Source organism: Bradyrhizobium sp. LHD-71, assembly GCF_031157255.1.
In the GTDB taxonomy this organism is placed as follows: domain Bacteria; phylum Pseudomonadota; class Alphaproteobacteria; order Rhizobiales; family Xanthobacteraceae; genus P52-10.
On the sequence record NZ_JAVIFX010000017.1, the window covers coordinates 52939 to 71235 of the forward strand.

Genomic DNA, 18297 nt, shown 5'->3' on the forward strand with positions numbered 1-18297 from the left:
CGCTCCTACGACGCAGCGAATCGACGCGTGACACGCGCGACCATGCTGCTGAGGGTGTCGATCACGACGGGCGGCGGCTCCAGCACGATCACGCGCGCGATCACCCAGGCGCTGAATGCGAGCGTTGCAAACAACAAGGCATACTGGAACGGCGCGGCAAAGATCGACGTTGCGGCAAGCACCGTGCATGCGAAGCCGATCAGGCGCAGCGTGCTCAGCGAAACGATGGCGCTGCTGATCGACATGGCTCGGCTCTGACGGGTCGTCCGCGGCGCGCCCAGGAACGCGAAGGTGAGCGCCATGAATGCGAACGGATAGAGCGGCGAGGTCAGCCGCTCATGCATTTCGGCGCGAAACTGTCCGGGAAACTGCTTGAACATCGGATCGTCGGGGTCCGGATCCAGCAAGTCCCACAGATACCGCTCGCGGATCGAATAGGTGACGTTGGTCGATGTGTTTCCTCCGATCTTGCTCATGTCGAACGCATTGCGGTCGAAGGCGACGAACGCCGGGTCGCGCCGGCCGGCCTCGAAGCGCTGCAGGTTGCCGTCGTCCAGAATTAGGAACGAGCCGCGCTCGTTCTTCAGCACGGTGCCGCGTTCGGCGATGATCGTCACGCGTTCCTTGGGATTGCGCCGGTCATCGATGAAGATGCCGACCAGCAGTCCGCCGGGTTGCCGCTCGCGAACCCGCAAAGTGAGATTGCGCTCGATCTCGACGAATTTTCCCGTCTGCAGAACGTTGCTGAGCACGTCCGCCGTGATCTCCCGCTGCCAGGCTTTGAGACGGCGCAGTCCGTCCGGCGCGATGTAGGCTGATGTGGCGAAGATCATCGCCGAAACGATGACGGTTACGAGCAGGAAAGGGCGGAACAGCCGCCACGGCTGCATGCCGGCGGCGTTCATCACGATGATCTCGGAATCCGTCGACAGCTTGTTGAGGACATAGGCAACGGCGATCACCAGCGCGATCGGCGCAATGACCAGCACGAGATAGGGAATGGCAAGGCCGGTCAGCCCGATGAAGACCAGCACCGTCTGTCCCTGGCTCGTCATCACGTCGATGCCGCGCAGCGCCTGCGTGAGCCAGATGACGCCAGTAAGCGTGACCAGCACGAGGAGGAACGCCGCGAACGTCTGACGAAAAATATAGCTGTCGATCGACCCGATCACGCAGCGCGACCCCATCCCCCTCAACGCCGAAACCTTAGGTTCCCATCCCTCATCCCCAAAGGTGCAAAAAACCTCGGCGGAATGTCCCTCAGGACACTACCATCTCTTTGATTGGTCAACAAAATGGCTTGGGGATGGCAATCGTTAAAGTTGCGTGAATTATTGGTTAATGTGGCCTTCGGGGTACGGTTTTGCCGGTCGGGGATGACGCTGACATGACCCTGCACTTGGCAGTGAGACCGGCAAGGGGCCATAGTGCCGGGAGCGGCCCGTCCGGGTCGGTCTTTCCACGCCGTTAGCGCGCCTTCTGGAGGTTTTTCGATGTCCGACGCCGTCAAGATCGGCTTCGTCCCGTTTTCTGCCGCGCCGAAGGGTGTTCTTGTCCTGTTCACGGACGAGTCCCTGACATTCGGGCCGGCGTCGGCCAAAATCCTGGGCGCGGCGGCGGAGACGGTCAAGCGCGCTGCGGCCACCAGCCGCTTCAAGGGCAAGAGCGGGAATTCATTGGATATCCTTGCCCCGGCCAACCTGAAGGTCGACCGGTTGATAGTCGCCGGGACGGGCAAGGCCGGTTCGTTGAAGGCCGAGGATTACATCAGGATCGGCGGCGCGACGGTCGGGCGGCTGAAGGCCAACGTCGATTCGGTGATGATCGTCGCCGAGCTGCCGGACGGGGCCATGAAGCCGGACGATGTCGCCGCGATTGCCTCGGGCGTACGGCTGCGCGCCTACACCTTCGATCGGTACAAGACCAAGAAAAAGGACGACGACGCGCGATTGAAGGCGGACGTGTCGATCGCGGTGGCCGATGTCGCCGCCGCAAGGCGGGCGTTCGCGCCGGCCGACAGCGTGACCGACGGCGTGCTGGTCGCGCGTGATCTCGTGAACGAGCCGCCAAACGTCCTTTATCCGGATGAGTTCGCCAAACGCGCGTCGCAACTGCGCAAGCTCGGCGTCAAGATCGAAATTTTCGACAAGAAGGCGATGACCAAGCTCGGCATGGGCGCACTGCTCGGCGTTGCCCAGGGCTCGGTGCGCGAGGGCCGCATGGTCGTGATGCGCTGGGAGGGTGGGAAGAAGGGTGACAAGCCGGTCGCGTTTGTCGGCAAGGGCGTCTGCTTCGACACTGGCGGTATCTCGATCAAGCCCGCAGGCAGCATGGAGGAAATGAAGGGCGACATGGCGGGTGCGGCATGTGTCGTTGGCCTGATGCATGCGCTTGCCGGGCGCAAAGCGCGCGTCAACGCGGTCGGCGCCATAGGCCTCGTCGAAAACATGCCCGACGGCAATGCACAGCGTCCCGGTGACATCGTCACTACGATGTCCGGCCAGACCATCGAGATCATCAACACCGACGCAGAGGGACGGCTCGTACTTGCCGACGTGCTTTGGTACGTGACGAAGACGTTCAAGCCGAAGTTCATTGTCGATCTTGCAACACTGACAGGTGCGATCATGGTTGCCCTCGGCACGGAGCATGCAGGGCTGTTCTCGAACAACGACGAACTGTCGGAACGGTTGACGCTCGCGGGACGGGCGACGGGCGAACATGTCTGGCGCATGCCACTCGGTCCCGCCTACGACAAGCTGATCGATTCGAAATTCGCGGACATGAAGAACACCGGTCCCCGGCATGGCGGTTCGATCACGGCAGCGCAACTGCTGCAGCGATTCGTCGACGGCACACCGTGGGCCCATCTCGATATCGCCGGAACCGGGATGGGCGCGCCGTCGAGCGACATCAACACGAGCTTTGGCACGGGCTATGGCGTACGGTTGCTAGACCGTCTGGTTGCGGACCATTACGAAGCGAAAAAATGACCGAGGTGCTGTTTTATCAGCTGCAGAGTCAGTCGGTGGAGCGCGTGCTGCCGCCGCTTCTGGAGAAGTCGCTCGAACGGGGTTGGCGTGTGGTGGTGGAGACGGCTTCGGAAGACCGCGCAGATGCGCTCGATTCGCATCTGTGGACCTACCGCGACGATTCCTTTCTGCCGCATGGAACCTGGCGCGATCGCGATGCAGCAGAGCAGCCGATCGTTCTCGCGGTGAATGGCGGCAATCCGAACGGCGCGTCGGTGCGCTTCCTCGTTGACTGCTCCGAGCTGCCGGAGGACGCGGCAGCTTACGAGCGGCTGGTGCTGGTCTTCAACGGCGAGGACGACGACGCGACTGCTGCGGCCCGCGCCGCCTGGTCAGCAAGCAAGTCGAAGGGCTTCGACGTCACCTACTGGCAGGCGGACGAGCAGGGCCGCTGGCAGCGGAAGGCGTAAATCGCTGCGATGCAGGGGCTGGCGTCGACTTAACCGATTGTGGCATTAAGCATGTTTCCCAACCAAGCTGACGCGCGAGGCTCGGGTCATGGTGATGCCGCAAACCCTCTGTTCAGTATCAGCGCGAAAGCGTTTAGCTCAGATTCATTTGGTAGCGTTTCCCGGGTTCAGCGAATGATTGGATTGGTGCAAGGCCCTCGCCTGAGGGTGGCAATCGCGCTGTTCGCAGTCCAACCGCTGCTGGCCGGCTGCGGCAGTGTGGATTTTTCATTGAAGGACCAGGAGTGGTTCAGGCGGCCGGCGATGTTCAGCCGAAGTCTGACGATCGAAACGCCACCGCTCAGCAACACGCGTGCGGTATCGGCGGCCGATTTGATCAGCGCCGAAGGCCATTGCGCTGGCATGGCGTCGCCCGCCGATGCCAGTGCGCTCGCCGAGACGACGCAGTCGATCGACCCGACGCAGGCCGGCGCAGGTGTCGCCATCGGCCGGACCGAGTGTGAGGTTGCCCGCGCTGCCGGCGCGCCGGACAATGTCGCGATCTCGAACGAACGCGGCCAGCGCGTCACCGTGTTGACCTACGTGCGCGGCCCACGGCCGGGGATCTACCGCTTCGCCGACGGACGCATGGTCTCTATGGAGCGTGCAGCCGAACCCGAACCGCCCGCACGCAACCCCAGGGGTTCGCGGGCGAAGCGCCAAGGCTGAGCTCGAGTTCGGATGAGTCGATCAGCCTGAAGCAGCCTCGAGCGAGCTGCTCGCCATCAACCATTCGTCTTCGGCGCGCTGGAGTGCTTGAGCCGCAGCGCTGCGCGCCTTGCTGAGCTGGGCTGCCTTGGCAGGCTCGCGCGTGAAGATGTCGGGCAGCGCGAGGGCGGCATCGATCTTGGCGATGATCGCGGTGATGCGTTCGACCTCAGCCTCGGCATCGGCGATCTTCTGCCGTAGCGACGTCTGTCCGACGGTTGTCTTACTGCGCGGCGTCTCGGTCGATTGTGGCTTTTCACGGCGGTCGCGCGGCGAGGTCCGCAGACCTCGTGCCGACAGCACCTCGCGTCGATAATCATCGAGATCGCCGTCGTAGGGCGTGACGGCGCGATCGGCGACGACCCAGAGGCGATCCGCGCAAGCGTCGATCAGGTAGCGGTCGTGGCTGACCATGATGACGGCACCGGGAAATTCGTTGATAGCCTCGGCAAGAGCTGCACGGCTGTCGATGTCGAGATGGTTGGTCGGCTCGTCGAGGATGATGAGCTGCGGGCCGAAGAAGGTCGCAAGACCAAGCAGCAGTCGCGCCTTCTCGCCGCCCGACAGGTTCTTCACCGGCGTGTCGGCAGCCGCAGCCGAAAAACCAATCGCGCCTGCGCGGGCGCGCACCTTGGCTTCCGGCGCGTCGGGCAGGAGCCTGCGGATATGCGAGTAGGGCGTACCGTCCTCGTTCAGTTCGTCCAGCTGGTGTTGAGCGAAGTAGCCCACGACGAGCTTGTCCGCGCGGGTCACGTGGCCTGAAAATGGCGCGAGACGCCCGGCGAGCAGCTTGACCAGGGTCGACTTGCCGTTGCCGTTCTGGCCGAGCAGGGCGATGCGGTCGTCGTTGTCGATCCGCAAGGTGACGCGGTTGAGTACCGGCTTTTCGGTTTCGTAACCGACGGTCACGTCGTTGACGGCGATGATCGGTGGCGACAGCAGTTTTGAAGGCTCCGGGAATACGATCTCGCGCACATCCTGCGTCACCAGCGCCGCGATCGGTTCCATCCTTTCGAGCATCTTGACGCGCGACTGCGCCTGACGCGCCTTCGATGCCTTCGCCTTGAAGCGATCCACGAAGGCTTGCAGACGGTTGCGCTCCGCCTCCTGCCGCTTGACCTGTTTGGCATCGAGCAGTTCGCGCGCAGCGCGCTGCTTCTCGAACGACGAATATCCGCCGCGATAAAGCGTCAACTTGCTACGATCCAGATGCAGGATCTGATCGACTGAGTTCTCCAGGAGATCGCGATCGTGACTGACGACGATCATGGTGCGCGGATAGCGTGCCAGATGATCCTCCAGCCACAGCGTGCCTTCGAGATCGAGATAGTTGGTCGGTTCATCGAGCAGCAGCAGGTCGGGTTCGGCGAACAGGGTCGCGGCAAGCGCAACGCGCATGCGCCAGCCACCGGAGAATTCCGAGCACGCGCGCGCCTGATCCGCCGTTGAAAAGCCAAGGCCCGAGAGAATGGCCGCCGCACGCGCCGGTGCGGAATGAGCGTCGATGTCCGTCAGACGGGTTTGTATGTCGGCGATCCGGTGCGGATCCTGCGCGGTTTCTGCCTCGCGCAACAGTGCGGCGCGCTCGAGGTCGGCGGCAAGCACCACATCAATCAGGCTTTCGGCGCCGTTCGGGGCTTCCTGCGCGAGGCTTCCGACGCGCCAGCGCGGTGGCAGCGCGATTTGTCCGCTCTCGGTCGGGATCTCGCCGCGGATGGCCTGGAACAGCGTGGATTTCCCCGCGCCGTTACGTCCGACCAATCCGATGCGCGCGCCCGGAACGATCTGCACGGTGGCATGATCGATCAGCAGCCGTCCGGCGATCCGGATCGAGATGTCGGTGATGGATAGCATTCGGCCTTTTCACCGCTCCGACGGCGCAAGGCAACCGCTTTCTGGAACTTGACCCGCCTGTCCCGGACGGCAAAGCGAAGTCGAACTTAGTGGCTGTTCTCTTTCGAATTGTCGCGCGCTTCGCGCTGGCGCATCTCGTCGAGCAGCTTCTGCAGCCGATCGGATACAGGCGGCTCAGCGCCGAGCGCCTGCCTCAACCTTTCGCCAATGCCGTCCGCTACGGCACGGCTGGTCGGTGCGTCGAGCTGGACATTGCTGATTGTGATCCGGCCGGCCATGACTGGTTCCATCGTCAACTCATTCACGTTCATGGCGATCAAGCGGCGAGCACCCTAATAGTTGCAGCGTCGGCCAAATGATGTGGGGAATTGCGTAAATTTTGAATGAATTGCGGCTTTAAGGAAACAGTCCGGTTCCCAATTTGAAGCCCCGGCCGCGCGGCGGCCGGGGCAATTGGCGACGATCAGTACGCGCAGACGTTCACGGTCCTCCAGCGCAGACCCTTCTTGGTCTGGACGAGGCGCTTCTCGAAACAGCCCGGCGACATCATCGGTGCGCCGATGTAGAGCGACGGCGCCATATAGACCGGATGATGGTGATGCCAGTGCGGATGCGGATGCGGATGCCAGCCCTTGCCCTTCAGCGGGAATGCAGACGCGGCGGTCGGAGCGAGCGCAGCGGCGCCGAGAGCAGCAACGGCAACGAGGCCAAGGGCGAATTTACGGATCATGCTTTAACTCCAAGGATGCGGCGAAGAACGCCTCTGTGGTGTCCCATGCGAGTTCGTCGCGATGGCTATGTTTTCCGTTCAATGACTTTTTTCGATCTTCAATCGAGGCCGCATCGACGAAAAACCCCGGCCGCGAAACGCGACCGGGGTTCAGAAGACTTACGGTTAACAATTGTTAACGGCAGACGTTGACCGGGCGATAGCGGAAGCCCCAGGGGGTTCTCACCAGCCGTTGCTGGATGCAGCCGTGATGGCGGGAGTGCGCTCGCGCGCCATGCCATCCGCGGTGCATCCCGAAGCCATGATGATGGCCTCGGAAGTGGGGGCCGTCGTGATAGGCCGATGCGCTGGTGGGCGCGAACGCAGCGATACCAAGCGAGCCGGCGGCGACGAGACCGAGAGCGAATTTGCGAAGCATTGTCCTCTCCATCCACGGGCGCTTCGACAGCGTCCGGTGTTGTGAGCGGTCCGTTCGAGCGTCTGCTGTTCGTTCGCTACGGCCACCCAATGCGGGGAAGACTAGAAGGGCGGGCCTGAACGGTCAGGCAGCGCGCGTGTCAGACAGGGTTCATCTTCGTGAATTCGCAGAAAGCTATATGACGTCGTGGTGATGTCAGCGCTTGCGCCTGAAAGCGACACTGCCGCAATCGGCAGCAGGGGCGGGTGGCGGCTTGCCGCCGCAAGTCGGCGCCGTTATAAGCCCGGCACCTTGTAACCCCCGTATTTTCCTAAGGACCAGACCATGGCGATTGAGCGCACCTTTTCGATCATCAAGCCGGATGCGACGGCCCGCAACCTGACCGGCGCCGTGAACTCCATCATCGAAAAGGCGGGGCTGCGTATCGTTGCCCAGAAGCGTATTCGCATGACGAAAGATCAGGCGGAAACCTTCTATGCCGTGCACAAGGCACGCCCGTTCTTTGGCGAACTTGTCGAGTTCATGACGTCCGGCCCAGTGGTCGTGCAGGTGCTCGAGGGCGAGAACGCAATTGCGCGCTACCGCGACGTGATGGGAGCGACCGACCCGTCGAAAGCCGCGGACGGCACCATCCGCAAGCTCCATGCGAAGTCGATCGGCGAGAATTCCGTGCATGGCTCGGATGCACCGGAGACAGCCGCGATCGAGATCGCGCAGTTCTTTCCGGGCAACGAGATCGTCGGCTGATCGTCCTGGTTCAAGCGCCCGGCGCGATCATGATCGTGTCGGGCGCCACCGCGCCTTCCGTCACACATCGGTCGCCGTCGATACGGACACGCATGTCGGCGACCAGGCGCACGGCCGCCGGATAAATCCGGTGCTCAACCGCAAGGATGCGCGCCGACAGCGTTTCCGCCGTGTCGTCGTCCTTCACGGCCACCACACCCTGGATCACGATCGGTCCTGCGTCTGTGTCCGGCGTCACGAAGTGCACGGTCGCGCCGGAGACCTTCACGCCGGCTTTCAAAGCCTGGCCGTGCGGGTCGAGGCCGGGAAAAGATGGCAGCAGTGATGGGTGGATGTTCAGCATCCGTCCGTGCCAACGCTGCACAAACTCGGGCGTGAACAACCGCATGAAACCGGCAAGGCACACGAGATCGATGCTGCGCTGATCCAACACGATTTGCAGCGCTTTCTCAAAAGCGGCGCGGTCCTTGCCGAACGGCCGGCTCTCGACGATCTCCACGGGAATTCCCGCAGCGCGCGCCTTGGCGACGCCGGCGGCGTTGGCCTTGTTCGAGACCACGACGGAAATTTCAGCCGGGAAATCGTACGCCCGCGCGCCCTCGATCAACGCGGTCATGTTCGATCCGCGGCCGGAGATCAGGATAGCGACGCGGCGTCTCATCGCGTCAGGCTCGCAGGTCGAGGTGATTGTCGTAGACGACCCGCTGCTCGTCACTGGTCTCGATGACGTAACCCAGATGGGAGACGATCTCGCCGCTGCTTGCGAGCACGTCCATCACACGCGCAAGTGTATCCGCCTTGACGATCGTCACCATGCCGATGCCGCAGTTGAACGTCCGCAGCATTTCCAGTTCGGCAATTCCGGCTTGGGCCGCGAGCCACTTGAACACCGGCAGCACGTGAACCTTGGCGAGATCTATCCGTACGCCGAGTCCTTTCGGCAGCACGCGTGGGATGTTGTCGGTGAAACCGCCGCCGGTGATGTGAGCGAAACCCTTGACGCCGTCGGTCTCGCGGATCGCACGCAGGCACGATTTGACGTAGAGCTTCGTCGGAGTCAGCAGTGCGCCGCCAAGCGTCATCACCGGTGCGAAAGGCGCCGGCGCCCCAAGGCTCGCGCCTGATTGTTCAACCACCTTGCGGACCAGCGAAAAGCCATTCGAGTGGAGGCCGGACGATGCGAGCCCTATGACAGCATCACCCGGGGCAATGTCGCGTGAGGGCAGCAGTGTGCCGCGTTCGGCAGCACCGACCGCGAAGCCTGCCAGGTCGTAGTCGCCGTCCTCGTAGAGGCCTGGCATCTCGGCGGTCTCGCCGCCGATCAGGGCGCAGCCGGATTCGCGGCAGCCTTCGGCTATTCCGGCCACAATGGCCGCCGTAGCTTCGGGATCGAGCTTACCGCAGGCAAAATAGTCGAGGAAAAACAGTGGTTCAGCGCCCTGGACCACGAGATCGTTGACCGACATCGCAACCAGATCGATGCCGATTCCCGAATGGATGCCGGTTTCGATCGCGATCTTCACCTTGGTTCCAACGCCGTCGGTGGCCGCGACCAGCACCGGGTCCTGGAAGCCCGCCGCTTTGAGGTCGAACAGGCCGCCAAAACCGCCGATTTCGGCATCCGCGCCCGGTCGCGCGGTGGCGCGCACCATCGGCTTTATGAGATCGACCAGCCGATTGCCGGCATCAATGTTGACGCCTGCATCTGCGTAGGTGAGGCTGTTCTTCCGATCGGTCATGCGGTTTCCTGTTGCCAAACCGGTGGTTACGCAGGATTCCGGTCGCGCGCAATGGCTCGCACCGGTCTCTCAGCTGTACTATGTAACAGGCAGCCCGGACGGACGCCCTGCAGGGAAGGACCGCCCTGTGCCGCGAGTGCGCTGGATTTGACGTTCGTACCAGTGCTTGCGGCGAGTCCTGCCTACGAACGTCAAATCCAGGAAGCGCACCAGCTTCATAACGTCGCTCGTGTCCCTCTTGGTTCTAACGTTCGCAGACGAGGTTGCCGCAAGGGGATGCGAACGTTAGAACCGGGATACTAGGACCTGCGCGTGAACCTTCCCAATCTTATTACTCTTGGCCGGATTCTACTCGTCCCGGTCATCATCTGGGCGATCACGTCCGGCCAGATGGCGGTGGCGTTCGTGCTGTTCTTCATCGCCGGCGTCAGCGACGCCATCGACGGCTTCCTTGCCAAGCGCTTCAACATGCAAAGCGAGATCGGCGCGCTGCTCGATCCGCTGGCCGACAAGTGCCTGTTGGTCTCCATCTATGTTGCGCTTGGCATCACCGCGGACATTCCGCGCTGGCTCGTCATTCTGGTGGTCTCGCGCGATATCATCATCATCGGTGCCGTGATCGTCTCTTGGCTGGTCGATCGGCCGATCCCGATGAAGCCGCTCATGGTTTCGAAGCTCAATACCGTGGCGCAGGTGGTCTACGCAGGGCTGGTGCTGGCCGGGCTCGGTTTTGGTTTCGTGTTCAGGCCGTTCGATATTATCCTGATGGCGATCGTCGCCGTGCTGACACTGCTGTCGGTCGGCTTCTATCTCGTCGAGTGGATCCGCCACATGAACGCGCTGGAGTCCGGGCGCTAGGCTTGTCGGCTGGGGCGGGCGCCGCGTCTGCGACGAGGGCCGCCGGACCATTCGAAATCGTCATTCGAGGAGTTGAGTGCAGTGACGGCAGGCGCGCAACCGAGGCAACTGGCATTCAAGTTGCCGCATGCGGAAAGCCTTTCGCGGGAGGATTTCCTGGAGGGGCCGCCGAACGCTGCCGCCCTTGAACTGGTCGACCGCTGGCCGAAGTGGCCAAGTCGCGTTGTCATGCTGGTCGGCGATAGCGGTTCCGGCAAGAGCCATCTTGCGGCCATCTGGGCTGCCAATGCCGGCGCCCGTTCAACCGCTGCCCGGGCCCTGACCGCAGGCGCAGTCCCAGGCGCGCTCGCGACAGGCGCTCTGGTGGTCGAGGACGTCGCACCTGCCGACATCGACGAGCGGGCGCTGTTTCACCTGCTCAATCTCGCGCGGCAGGAGGAGGTCGACGTGTTGATGACGGCGCGAACGTTGCCGGCGGGCTGGACGCTCGAGTTGCGGGATTTGCAGTCACGCCTGCGCGCGGTGCCGGTCGTGACGCTGGCGCCGCCGGACGATGCATTGTTGCGTGCCTTGATCGTCAAGCTTTGCATGGACCGTCAGCTCAGTGTCGATGAGGCGTTGGTCAACTACCTCGCGAGCCGGATCGAACGCTCATATGTCGCCGCGCGGAAGGCGATCGAACTGCTTGACGCCGAGGCGCTGCGCCTCAGGCGGCCTGTGACACGTGCACTCGCCTCGGAACTATTCCGCGGGCCTGCGGCTTGACGCCTCGTAGGGGCGGTTCATCATGGTCATCGAAACGTCACGGCTGATGGCGATGGTGCGCCGTCCGCGAGACCGCAACAAACCGTCTTTGCCCCGAACTTGGCTGAAGTGTCATGGATTCCTCTGAAGCTATTGTTCTAGAACAAAAAAATGTTCCAGCGGCTACCTCATCGACCGTCGCGGACGCAGGCCCCGAGCGGTTCATAAACCGCGAACTGTCCTGGCTGCATTTCAACCGCCGCGTGCTCGAGGAGGCGGTTAATACGCTCCATCCTGCGCTGGAGCGGTTGCGGTTCCTGTCGATATCGGCCAACAACCTTGACGAGTTCTTCATGGTCCGCGTCGCGGGTCTGAAGGCGCAGGTGCGCGAAGGGATCACCGAGCGAAGCCCCGACGGGCTTTCGCCGGCCGTGCAGCTCGTGCGTATCAACGAGGCGGTTTCTGCCCTCGCAAGCGATCAACAGGCGATCTGGCGCGACTTGCGGAAGATTCTCGCCGATGCGGGCATCGTGCTGGTGGAAGGCCGGGACGTGTCGAAGGCGGAGCGGGCGTGGATTGAGGATCACTTCCTCCACAACATCTTTCCGCTGCTGACGCCGCTGGCGATCGATCCGGCGCATCCGTTCCCGTTCATTCCAAGCCTCGGCTTCTCGATTGCGCTCCAGTTGACGCGTATCTCCGATGGCAAGGCGATGGACGCGCTGATCCGTATGCCCGGCAAGATCGATCGCTTCATCCGCCTGCCTTCGGCCAAGGACGAGGCGATGCGGTTGATGACGCTGGAGCAGGCGACGGGCCTGTTCATTGGCCGGCTGTTTCCCGGCTACACGGTGCAGGGACAGGGCGCGTTCCGTATCATCCGCGACTCCGAAATTGAAATCGAGGAAGAGGCCGAGGATCTGGTCCGCGTGTTCGAGACGGCGCTCAAGCGCCGCCGCCGCGGATCCGTGATCCGTCTCGAGGTCGAGGCGGCGATGCCGGAAGAGTTACGTGCGTTCGTGCAGCGCGCGCTGGCGGCGGCCGACGACGAGATGTTCCTGGTCGACGGCGTGCTGGCGCTGAACGAGCTGTCACAACTGACGCGGCTTGACCGACCGGATCTGGAATTCGTGCCCTATGTGCCGCGTCATCCGGAGCGCGTACGCGATCATGGCGGCGACATCTTCGCCGCCATCCGCCAGAAGGATCTGATAGTCCATCATCCCTACGAATCCTTCGATGTGGTCGTTCAATTCCTGCAGCAGGCAACGCGTGATCCGGACGTCGTGGCGATCAAGCAGACGCTCTATCGCACGTCGTCGAATTCGCCGATCGTTCGCGCACTGGTTGAAGCGGCGGAGGCCGGGAAATCAGTCACCGCGCTGATCGAACTGAAGGCGCGTTTCGATGAGGAAGCAAATATTCGCTGGGCGCGCGACATGGAACGCGCCGGTGTGCAGGTGGTTTACGGCTTCATCGAACTGAAGACCCACGCAAAGCTGTCGCTGGTGGTGCGCCGGGAGGCGGGCAGCCTCGCTACTTACGTCCACGTCGGCACCGGCAATTATCATCCGGTCACCGCCCGCATCTATACCGACCTTTCCTACTTCACGTCCGACGCGGTGATCGCGCGCGATGCGGCGCGGGTGTTCAACTACATCACCGGTTACGCCGAGCCGATCGACATCGAGAAGATGGCGGTTTCGCCGTTGACGCTGCGCAAGCGCATGCTTGAACACATCAATGAAGAGATCGGCTACGCCAAACAGGGAAAGCCTGCCGCGATCTGGATGAAGATGAACTCGCTGGTCGATCCCGAGATTATCGATGCGCTCTATGAAGCGTCGAATGCAGGTGTTTCGATCGATCTCGTGGTGCGCGGCATTTGCTGCCTCCGGCCTGGCGTCCCCGGCCTGTCGGAGAACATTCGCGTCAAGTCCATCATCGGCCGGTTCCTCGAGCACGGGCGAATCTACTGCTTTGGTATGGGACATGGACTGCCATCCCCGAAAGCAGCTGTGTATATCTCCTCGGCCGATATGATGCCGCGCAATCTGGACCGCCGGGTCGAGGTACTCTGTCCGTTGCAGAATCCCACTGTCCATCAACAGGTTCTGGACCAGATTATGCTGGCGAACCTGAAGGATAATGAGCAGAGCTGGCAGTTGTTGCCGGACGGATCGTCAACGCGTATGAAGGCCGCGAAAGGCGAGGAGCCTTTCAACGTCCATAAATACTTCATGACGAATCCAAGTCTGTCGGGCCGTGGCAAGTCGCTCAAAGAATCTTCACCGCGACGGCTCACGCGCCGTTCGGAACGCCAGCAATCACCACTTTAAGCTTGCGCAGCTTCGCCATGCGCGGCTTACCCATGCGTCGCGCAAAGCGGGCCCCGCCGTTGCCGTCATCGACATCGGTTCGAACTCGGTACGCCTCGTGGTCTACGAGGCGTTGACGCGCGGCCTCACGCCGTTCTTCAACGAGAAGATTTTGTGTGGGCTCGGACGTGAGGTCCATTCCTCGGGCCTGCTGGCGCCGGACGCAGTCGAACGCGCATTGGCGGCGCTGCGACGGTTTCGCGGATTGTGCCGCGTCATGCATGTCGGCCGCACGTTCGTCGTTGCGACGGCCGCCTGTCGCGAAGCCAACAACGGACCCGAATTCATTGAGCGCGCCGAGCGCATTCTCGGCACCGGAATCGAGATCCTGTCGGGGGCGCGTGAAGCCAAGCTGTCGGCGCTCGGTGTGGTGTCCGCGGTCTACAAGCCGGACGGGATCGTCGGTGACCTGGGCGGCGGCTCGCTGGAGCTCGTGGATATTTCTGGCAGGCGTGTCGGCCATGGGGTCAGTCTGCCGCTCGGCGGACTGGCCCTGCAGGACATGTCGCACAAGTCCATCAAACGTGCCGACAGGATCGTCAGGGAGGCTCTGGAGGGCCTGCCGGAGCTGAAGGCCGGGCGAGGGCGTACGTTCTATGCGGTTGGCGGCACCTGGCGCGCGCTGGCGCGGCTGCACATTTCACAGACCGATTATCCCCTGCGTGTGATGCACGGCTACGCCATCCCGGCGGATCAGGCGCTCGCGTTCGCCGGCCGGGTCAAGCGCATGCGGCCGGGGCGTGCTCTGCCGGACATCGAAGCGGTGGCCGATGCGCGGCGTCCGCTGCTCGCCTATGCGGCGCTGGTGCTGGAGCATATCATTCGCATCGCCAAGCCGAAGACGATCATGATCTCCACGTTCGGCGTGCGAGAAGGTCTGCTGTTCTCGAGGCTTTCCGCGAGCGAGCAGGTCAAGGACGGATTGCTCGCGGCCGCGCACGATCTCAACATTCTTCGATCGCGTTCGCCGAAGCACGCCGAAGAACTGTTCGACTGGACCAGTCGTTTCGTGAGAGCGGCGGATATCGTCGAGACCGCGGAGGAACGCCGCTGGCGGCACGCCGCCTGCCTGGTTGCTGATATCGGTTGGCGCGCGCACCCGGACTATCGCGGCGAGCAGTCGCTCAATTTGATCGCCAACGGCAATTTCGGCGCGATCGATCACGAGGGCCGGGCCTTTATCGGCCTGACGATCTACTATCGATACGCAGGTCTCGGCCAGCCGCATGACGAACTATCGCCGCGTATCAGCGAACTGATTCCCGAGGGCCTGATTGGCTGGGCGCAGATTCTCGGTACGGCGATCCGCGTCGCCCATCTCATCTCCGCTGCGCAGACCGGCGTGCTCGGTGCGACGCATTTCAAGCGTCGTGGCCGCAAGATCACGCTGGTGTTCGAACCGCGGGTCGCCGCGCTGGCCGGCGACCGGATCGCTGCTCGCTTCCGGCAACTGACACGGCTGATGGGGTTGTCGTCGGCGATCGAACGGGACTAGGTCCGATCGACCCGGACGACCCGTCCTTTTTCCACAGCGAGCGCGAGACTGCCGTGCTTCAACGCGAGCGCTGCTTCGCCGAACAATTCGCGCCGCCAACCGTGCAGGGCCGCTACGTCGGCAGAATCGCTGACCGCGATCTGCTCGAGGTCATCGATCGTGGCGATCACCTTTGCGGCGACGTGATGTTTCTCCGCCGTCATGCGCAGCAGGACCTTCAGTAGCTCCACCGTCGCCGATCCGGCATTGCCGCGCGGCCGGTCGAGCTTCGGCAGGGTGTGCGGATCGCGCGCAAGGCCGCGCTCCACCGCGGCGACGATGTCGCTGCCCCATTTCGAGCGCTCGAAGCCTTTCGGGATCGAGCGCAGGTTGGCCAGCTTTTCCAGCGAGGTGGGAGCGTGGGTGGCGATGTCGCCAATGGCGTCGTCTTTCAGCACGCGGCTGCGGGGCACGTCCCGCGTCTGCGCTTCGCGCTCACGCCAGGCGGCCACCTCCATCAGCACCGCGAGTTCTTTCGGCTTGCGCACGCGCGACTTCAGCCGCTCCCATGCGCGCGACGGCTCGTTGTCGTAGGTGCGTGGCGAGGTGAGAACTTCCATCTCTTCGGAGACCCAGTCGCTGCGGCCACGCTTCTTCAGGTCGGCATCCAGCACCTTGAAGACGTCACGCAAGTGAGTGACGTCGGCTTCGGCATAGACGATCTGTTCCTTGCTCAAGGGCCGCCGCGACCAGTCCGTGAATCTGTGGGTCTTGTCGGGGCGATGCCCGGTGACTTTCTCCACCAGCGCGTCATAGGCGATGCTGTCGCCGTAGCCGAGCACCATGGCGGCGACCTGCGTATCGAAAATCGGGTGCGGCAGCATGTTCGCCCGGTGCCAGACGATTTCGATGTCCTGGCGCGCCGCATGAAAGACCTTCAACACCGATTCCCTGGCCATCAGGTTGAAGAAGGGCTTGAGGTCGATTCCCTCGGCGAGGGCATCGATGACCACCGCCTCCTCGGGACTGGCCATCTGGATGACGCAGAGCAGGGGATAATACGTCGTCTCCCGCAAAAACTCGGTGTCGACGGTGATGACGGAATGTCGGGCGAAGCGCTCGCACGCGTGGGCGAGGTCCGCAGTCTCGGTAATCAAATCCATGGGCGCTGAATATCGCAGCTTTCGGGCCTTGTCGCCCTGCATTTAGCCCCGGATGGTATTGATTTCAGCCATGTTTCTGCCCCGAACCGCGGTCCGGGGGCAGAACCAAAGCAACCCAGGCACTCGGTTGCCGCGCAGCGCCGCCTCGGCTAAACCGGCGCTCGTCCAAACGCGGCGGATTCTCCCGCGTTTTCCGAGCCTTCAGGGTTATCATGCATCGCTACCGGTCCCACACCTGCGGGGCGCTCCGCGCCAGTCACATCGACGAGACAGTCCGCCTTTCCGGCTGGGTCCATCGCGTTCGGGATCACGGAGGTGTGCTATTTATAGACCTGCGCGACCACTATGGCCTGACCCAATGCGTGGCCGACCCGGATTCGCCCGCCTTCAAGGATGCCGAACGGCTCCGCTCTGAGTGGGTCGTCCGGATCGACGGCAAGGTCCGCCGCCGGCCGGAGGGGACCGAGAATCCGGAACTGCCGACCGGTGAGGTCGAGGTATTCGTCTCCGAGATCGAGGTGCTGGGTCCGGCCGGCGAGCTGCCGCTGCCGGTGTTCGGCGACCAGGACTATCCGGAAGATATCAGACTCAAATATCGCTTTCTCGACCTGCGCCGCGAGCGGCTGCATGCCAACATCATGCGGCGCGGGGCGATCATCGACTCAATGCGCCGCCGCATGAAGGAGAGCGGGTTCTTCGAATTCCAGACGCCGATCCTTACGGCGTCGTCGCCGGAAGGTGCGCGCGACTTCCTCGTGCCGAGCCGGATTCATCCGGGAAAATTCTACGCGCTGCCGCAGGCGCCTCAACAGTACAAGCAGCTGTTGATGATGTCCGGCTTCGATCGCTACTTCCAGATCGCACCGTGCTTCCGCGACGAGGATCCGCGCGCGGACCGTCTGCCGGGCGAGTTCTATCAACTCGACGTCGAGATGAGCTTCGTCACGCAGGAAGACGTGTTCACGACGATGGAGCCGGTGGTCACTGGCGTATTCAACGAATTCGCCGACAGCAAGCCGGTGACGTCCAACTGGCCGCGCATTCCGTTCGCCGAGGCGATGCAGAAGTACGGGACCGACAAACCCGACCTGCGCAATCCGCTGATCATGCAGAACGTCTCCGAACACTTCCGCGGATCGGGCTTCAAGGTGTTCGCGCGGATGCTCGAGGACCCGCGCAACCAGGTTTGGGGCATTCCGGGTCCGGGCGGTGGCAGCCGTGCGTTCTGCGACCGCATGAACTCGTGGGCGCAAGGCGAAGGTCAGCCCGGCCTCGGTTACATCATGTGGCGGGAGGGCGGTGAAGGTGCTGGCCCACTCGCCAACAATATCGGGACCGAGCGCACCGCTGCGATCCGCAGCCAGCTCGGCCTGAAGGACGGCGATGCGGCGTTTTTCGTCGCGGGCGATCCGGCGAAATTCATGCGCTTCGCAGGGCAGGCGCGCACGAAGGTCGGCGAAGAGCTGAACCTCGTCGACAAGGGCCGTTTCGAGCTCGCGTGGATCGTTGACTTCCCGATGTACGAGTACAATGAGGAAGAGAAGAAGGTCGAGTTCTCGCACAATCCGTTCTCGATGCCGCAAGGCGGCCTTGAAGCGTTGCAGAACACCAAGGACCCGCTGACGATCAAAGCCTTTCAGTACGACATCGTCTGCAATGGCTACGAGATCGCCTCAGGCGGCGTGCGTAACCACGTCCCGGAGGCGATGGTGAAGGCGTTCGAGATTGCAGGTTATGGCGAGGCCGACGTGGTCGAGCGCTTCGGCGGCATGTACCGCGCTTTTAACTACGGCGCGCCGCCGCATGGCGGCATGGCGGCTGGCGTCGATCGCATCGTCATGTTGCTTTGCGGTACGACCAACCTGCGCGAGATCTCGCTCTTCCCGATGAACCAGCGTGCCGAAGATCTGCTGATGGGCGCTCCGTCGGAGGCGACCACCAAGCAACTGAGAGAGCTTCACATCCGGCTTAATTTGCCGCAAAACTAAGCTCGGCAGGAACGC

17 protein-coding genes are annotated in these 18297 nt (G+C 62.9%); 9 read left to right on the plus strand and 8 right to left on the minus strand.

What is annotated here, in order from left to right; all coding sequences use genetic code 11:
- Positions 1–5: 5 nt before the first annotated feature.
- A complete protein-coding gene (lptF, locus tag RCO31_RS19385) occupies positions 6–1169 on the minus strand; it encodes an LPS export ABC transporter permease LptF (RefSeq protein WP_308970207.1) in 1164 nt (387 codons plus the stop codon).
- Between the two features lie 324 nt (positions 1170–1493).
- Between lptF and RCO31_RS19390 the strand changes: the two genes are divergently transcribed.
- From RCO31_RS19390 to RCO31_RS19400, 3 genes are all read left to right on the plus strand, one after another.
- Positions 1494–2993: a leucyl aminopeptidase gene (locus RCO31_RS19390; protein ID WP_308970079.1), complete on the plus strand. Its 1500-nt coding sequence runs from the start codon at positions 1494–1496 to the stop codon at positions 2991–2993.
- Positions 2990–3442, plus strand: coding sequence for a DNA polymerase III subunit chi (locus RCO31_RS19395; protein ID WP_308970080.1), 453 nt, complete (start codon positions 2990–2992; stop codon positions 3440–3442). Before RCO31_RS19390 ends, RCO31_RS19395 begins: the two co-directional genes overlap by 4 nt.
- A gap of 186 nt (positions 3443–3628) precedes the next feature.
- Positions 3629–4150 carry a hypothetical protein gene (locus RCO31_RS19400; protein ID WP_308970081.1) on the plus strand — a complete coding sequence of 174 codons (522 nt, stop codon included), beginning with the start codon at positions 3629–3631 and terminating at the stop codon, positions 4148–4150.
- Between the two features lie 21 nt (positions 4151–4171).
- On the opposite strand, the gene RCO31_RS19405 is transcribed toward RCO31_RS19400, so the two are convergent.
- The 4 genes from RCO31_RS19405 to RCO31_RS19420 all read right to left on the minus strand — a co-directional run bounded on the left by RCO31_RS19405 (position 4172) and on the right by RCO31_RS19420 (position 7191).
- Positions 4172–6043 carry an ABC-F family ATP-binding cassette domain-containing protein gene (locus tag RCO31_RS19405; RefSeq protein WP_308970082.1) on the minus strand — a complete coding sequence of 624 codons (1872 nt, stop codon included), beginning with the start codon at positions 6041–6043 and terminating at the stop codon, positions 4172–4174.
- A gap of 86 nt (positions 6044–6129) precedes the next feature.
- Positions 6130–6333, minus strand: coding sequence for a hypothetical protein (locus tag RCO31_RS19410; RefSeq protein WP_308970083.1), 204 nt, complete (start codon positions 6331–6333; stop codon positions 6130–6132).
- Positions 6334–6506: 173 nt separating this feature from the next.
- On the minus strand, positions 6507–6773 hold the full coding sequence (locus RCO31_RS19415; protein WP_308970084.1) for a hypothetical protein: 267 nt from the start codon (positions 6771–6773) through the stop codon (positions 6507–6509).
- Positions 6774–6948: 175 nt separating this feature from the next.
- Positions 6949–7191: a hypothetical protein gene (locus RCO31_RS19420; RefSeq protein ID WP_308970085.1), complete on the minus strand. Its 243-nt coding sequence runs from the start codon at positions 7189–7191 to the stop codon at positions 6949–6951.
- 324 nt (positions 7192–7515) lie between these two features.
- On the opposite strand from RCO31_RS19420, the gene ndk reads away from it, so the two are divergent.
- Entirely contained in the window at positions 7516–7938 is a 423-nt protein-coding gene (gene ndk, locus RCO31_RS19425; protein ID WP_308970086.1) for a nucleoside-diphosphate kinase, read from the plus strand.
- A 10-nt stretch (positions 7939–7948) separates the two neighbouring features.
- Here ndk and purN read toward each other — a convergent pair whose 3' ends face one another.
- Both purN and purM read right to left on the minus strand, forming a co-directional pair.
- Positions 7949–8599, minus strand: a complete 651-nt coding sequence (gene purN / locus RCO31_RS19430; RefSeq protein WP_308970087.1) for a phosphoribosylglycinamide formyltransferase — start codon at positions 8597–8599, stop codon at positions 7949–7951.
- A gap of 4 nt (positions 8600–8603) precedes the next feature.
- The gene (gene purM / locus RCO31_RS19435; protein WP_308970088.1) at positions 8604–9677 is read right to left on the minus strand and encodes a phosphoribosylformylglycinamidine cyclo-ligase; all 1074 of its coding nucleotides are present in this window, start codon (positions 9675–9677) and stop codon (positions 8604–8606) included.
- Positions 9678–9989: 312 nt separating this feature from the next.
- Between purM and RCO31_RS19440 the strand changes: the two genes are divergently transcribed.
- The 4 genes from RCO31_RS19440 to ppx all read left to right on the plus strand — a co-directional run bounded on the left by RCO31_RS19440 (position 9990) and on the right by ppx (position 15152).
- Positions 9990–10535 (plus strand): CDP-alcohol phosphatidyltransferase family protein, encoded by a 546-nt coding sequence (locus RCO31_RS19440; protein WP_308970089.1) that lies wholly within the window; start codon positions 9990–9992, stop codon positions 10533–10535.
- Positions 10536–10616: 81 nt separating this feature from the next.
- A complete protein-coding gene (locus tag RCO31_RS19445) occupies positions 10617–11300 on the plus strand; it encodes a chromosomal replication initiator DnaA (RefSeq protein WP_308970090.1) in 684 nt (227 codons plus the stop codon).
- A 113-nt stretch (positions 11301–11413) separates the two neighbouring features.
- Positions 11414–13618, plus strand: coding sequence for an RNA degradosome polyphosphate kinase (locus RCO31_RS19450; protein WP_308970091.1), 2205 nt, complete (start codon positions 11414–11416; stop codon positions 13616–13618).
- 67 nt (positions 13619–13685) lie between these two features.
- A complete protein-coding gene (gene ppx / locus RCO31_RS19455) occupies positions 13686–15152 on the plus strand; it encodes an exopolyphosphatase (protein WP_308970208.1) in 1467 nt (488 codons plus the stop codon).
- Here the strand turns inward: ppx and rnd are convergent.
- Complete coding sequence (gene rnd / locus RCO31_RS19460; RefSeq protein ID WP_308970092.1) at positions 15149–16294, minus strand: ribonuclease D; 1146 nt, start codon at positions 16292–16294, stop codon at positions 15149–15151. The two genes, ppx and rnd, sit on opposite strands and share 4 nt — an antisense overlap.
- A 212-nt stretch (positions 16295–16506) precedes the next feature.
- On the opposite strand from rnd, the gene aspS reads away from it, so the two are divergent.
- Positions 16507–18282 (plus strand): aspartate--tRNA ligase, encoded by a 1776-nt coding sequence (aspS, locus tag RCO31_RS19465; protein WP_308970094.1) that lies wholly within the window; start codon positions 16507–16509, stop codon positions 18280–18282.
- Positions 18283–18297 lie beyond the last annotated feature (15 nt).

What these genes read in the sequence shown, in the direction of transcription:
- RCO31_RS19405 (WP_308970082.1), bottom strand. Translation starts at nt 6,043, where the DNA reads ATGCTATCCATCACCGACATCTCGATCCGGATCGCCGGACGGCTGCTG.
- purN (WP_308970087.1), bottom strand. Translation starts at nt 8,599, where the DNA reads ATGAGACGCCGCGTCGCTATCCTGATCTCCGGCCGCGGATCGAACATG.
- RCO31_RS19415 (WP_308970084.1), bottom strand. Translation starts at nt 6,773, where the DNA reads ATGATCCGTAAATTCGCCCTTGGCCTCGTTGCCGTTGCTGCTCTCGGC.
- RCO31_RS19450 (WP_308970091.1), top strand. Translation starts at nt 11,414, where the DNA reads ATGGATTCCTCTGAAGCTATTGTTCTAGAACAAAAAAATGTTCCAGCG.
- RCO31_RS19390 (WP_308970079.1), top strand. Translation starts at nt 1,494, where the DNA reads ATGTCCGACGCCGTCAAGATCGGCTTCGTCCCGTTTTCTGCCGCGCCG.
- RCO31_RS19395 (WP_308970080.1), top strand. Translation starts at nt 2,990, where the DNA reads ATGACCGAGGTGCTGTTTTATCAGCTGCAGAGTCAGTCGGTGGAGCGC.
- ndk (WP_308970086.1), top strand. Translation starts at nt 7,516, where the DNA reads ATGGCGATTGAGCGCACCTTTTCGATCATCAAGCCGGATGCGACGGCC.
- rnd (WP_308970092.1), bottom strand. Translation starts at nt 16,294, where the DNA reads ATGGATTTGATTACCGAGACTGCGGACCTCGCCCACGCGTGCGAGCGC.
- aspS (WP_308970094.1), top strand. Translation starts at nt 16,507, where the DNA reads ATGCATCGCTACCGGTCCCACACCTGCGGGGCGCTCCGCGCCAGTCAC.
- purM (WP_308970088.1), bottom strand. Translation starts at nt 9,677, where the DNA reads ATGACCGATCGGAAGAACAGCCTCACCTACGCAGATGCAGGCGTCAAC.
- RCO31_RS19420 (WP_308970085.1), bottom strand. Translation starts at nt 7,191, where the DNA reads ATGCTTCGCAAATTCGCTCTCGGTCTCGTCGCCGCCGGCTCGCTTGGT.
- RCO31_RS19410 (WP_308970083.1), bottom strand. Translation starts at nt 6,333, where the DNA reads ATGGAACCAGTCATGGCCGGCCGGATCACAATCAGCAATGTCCAGCTC.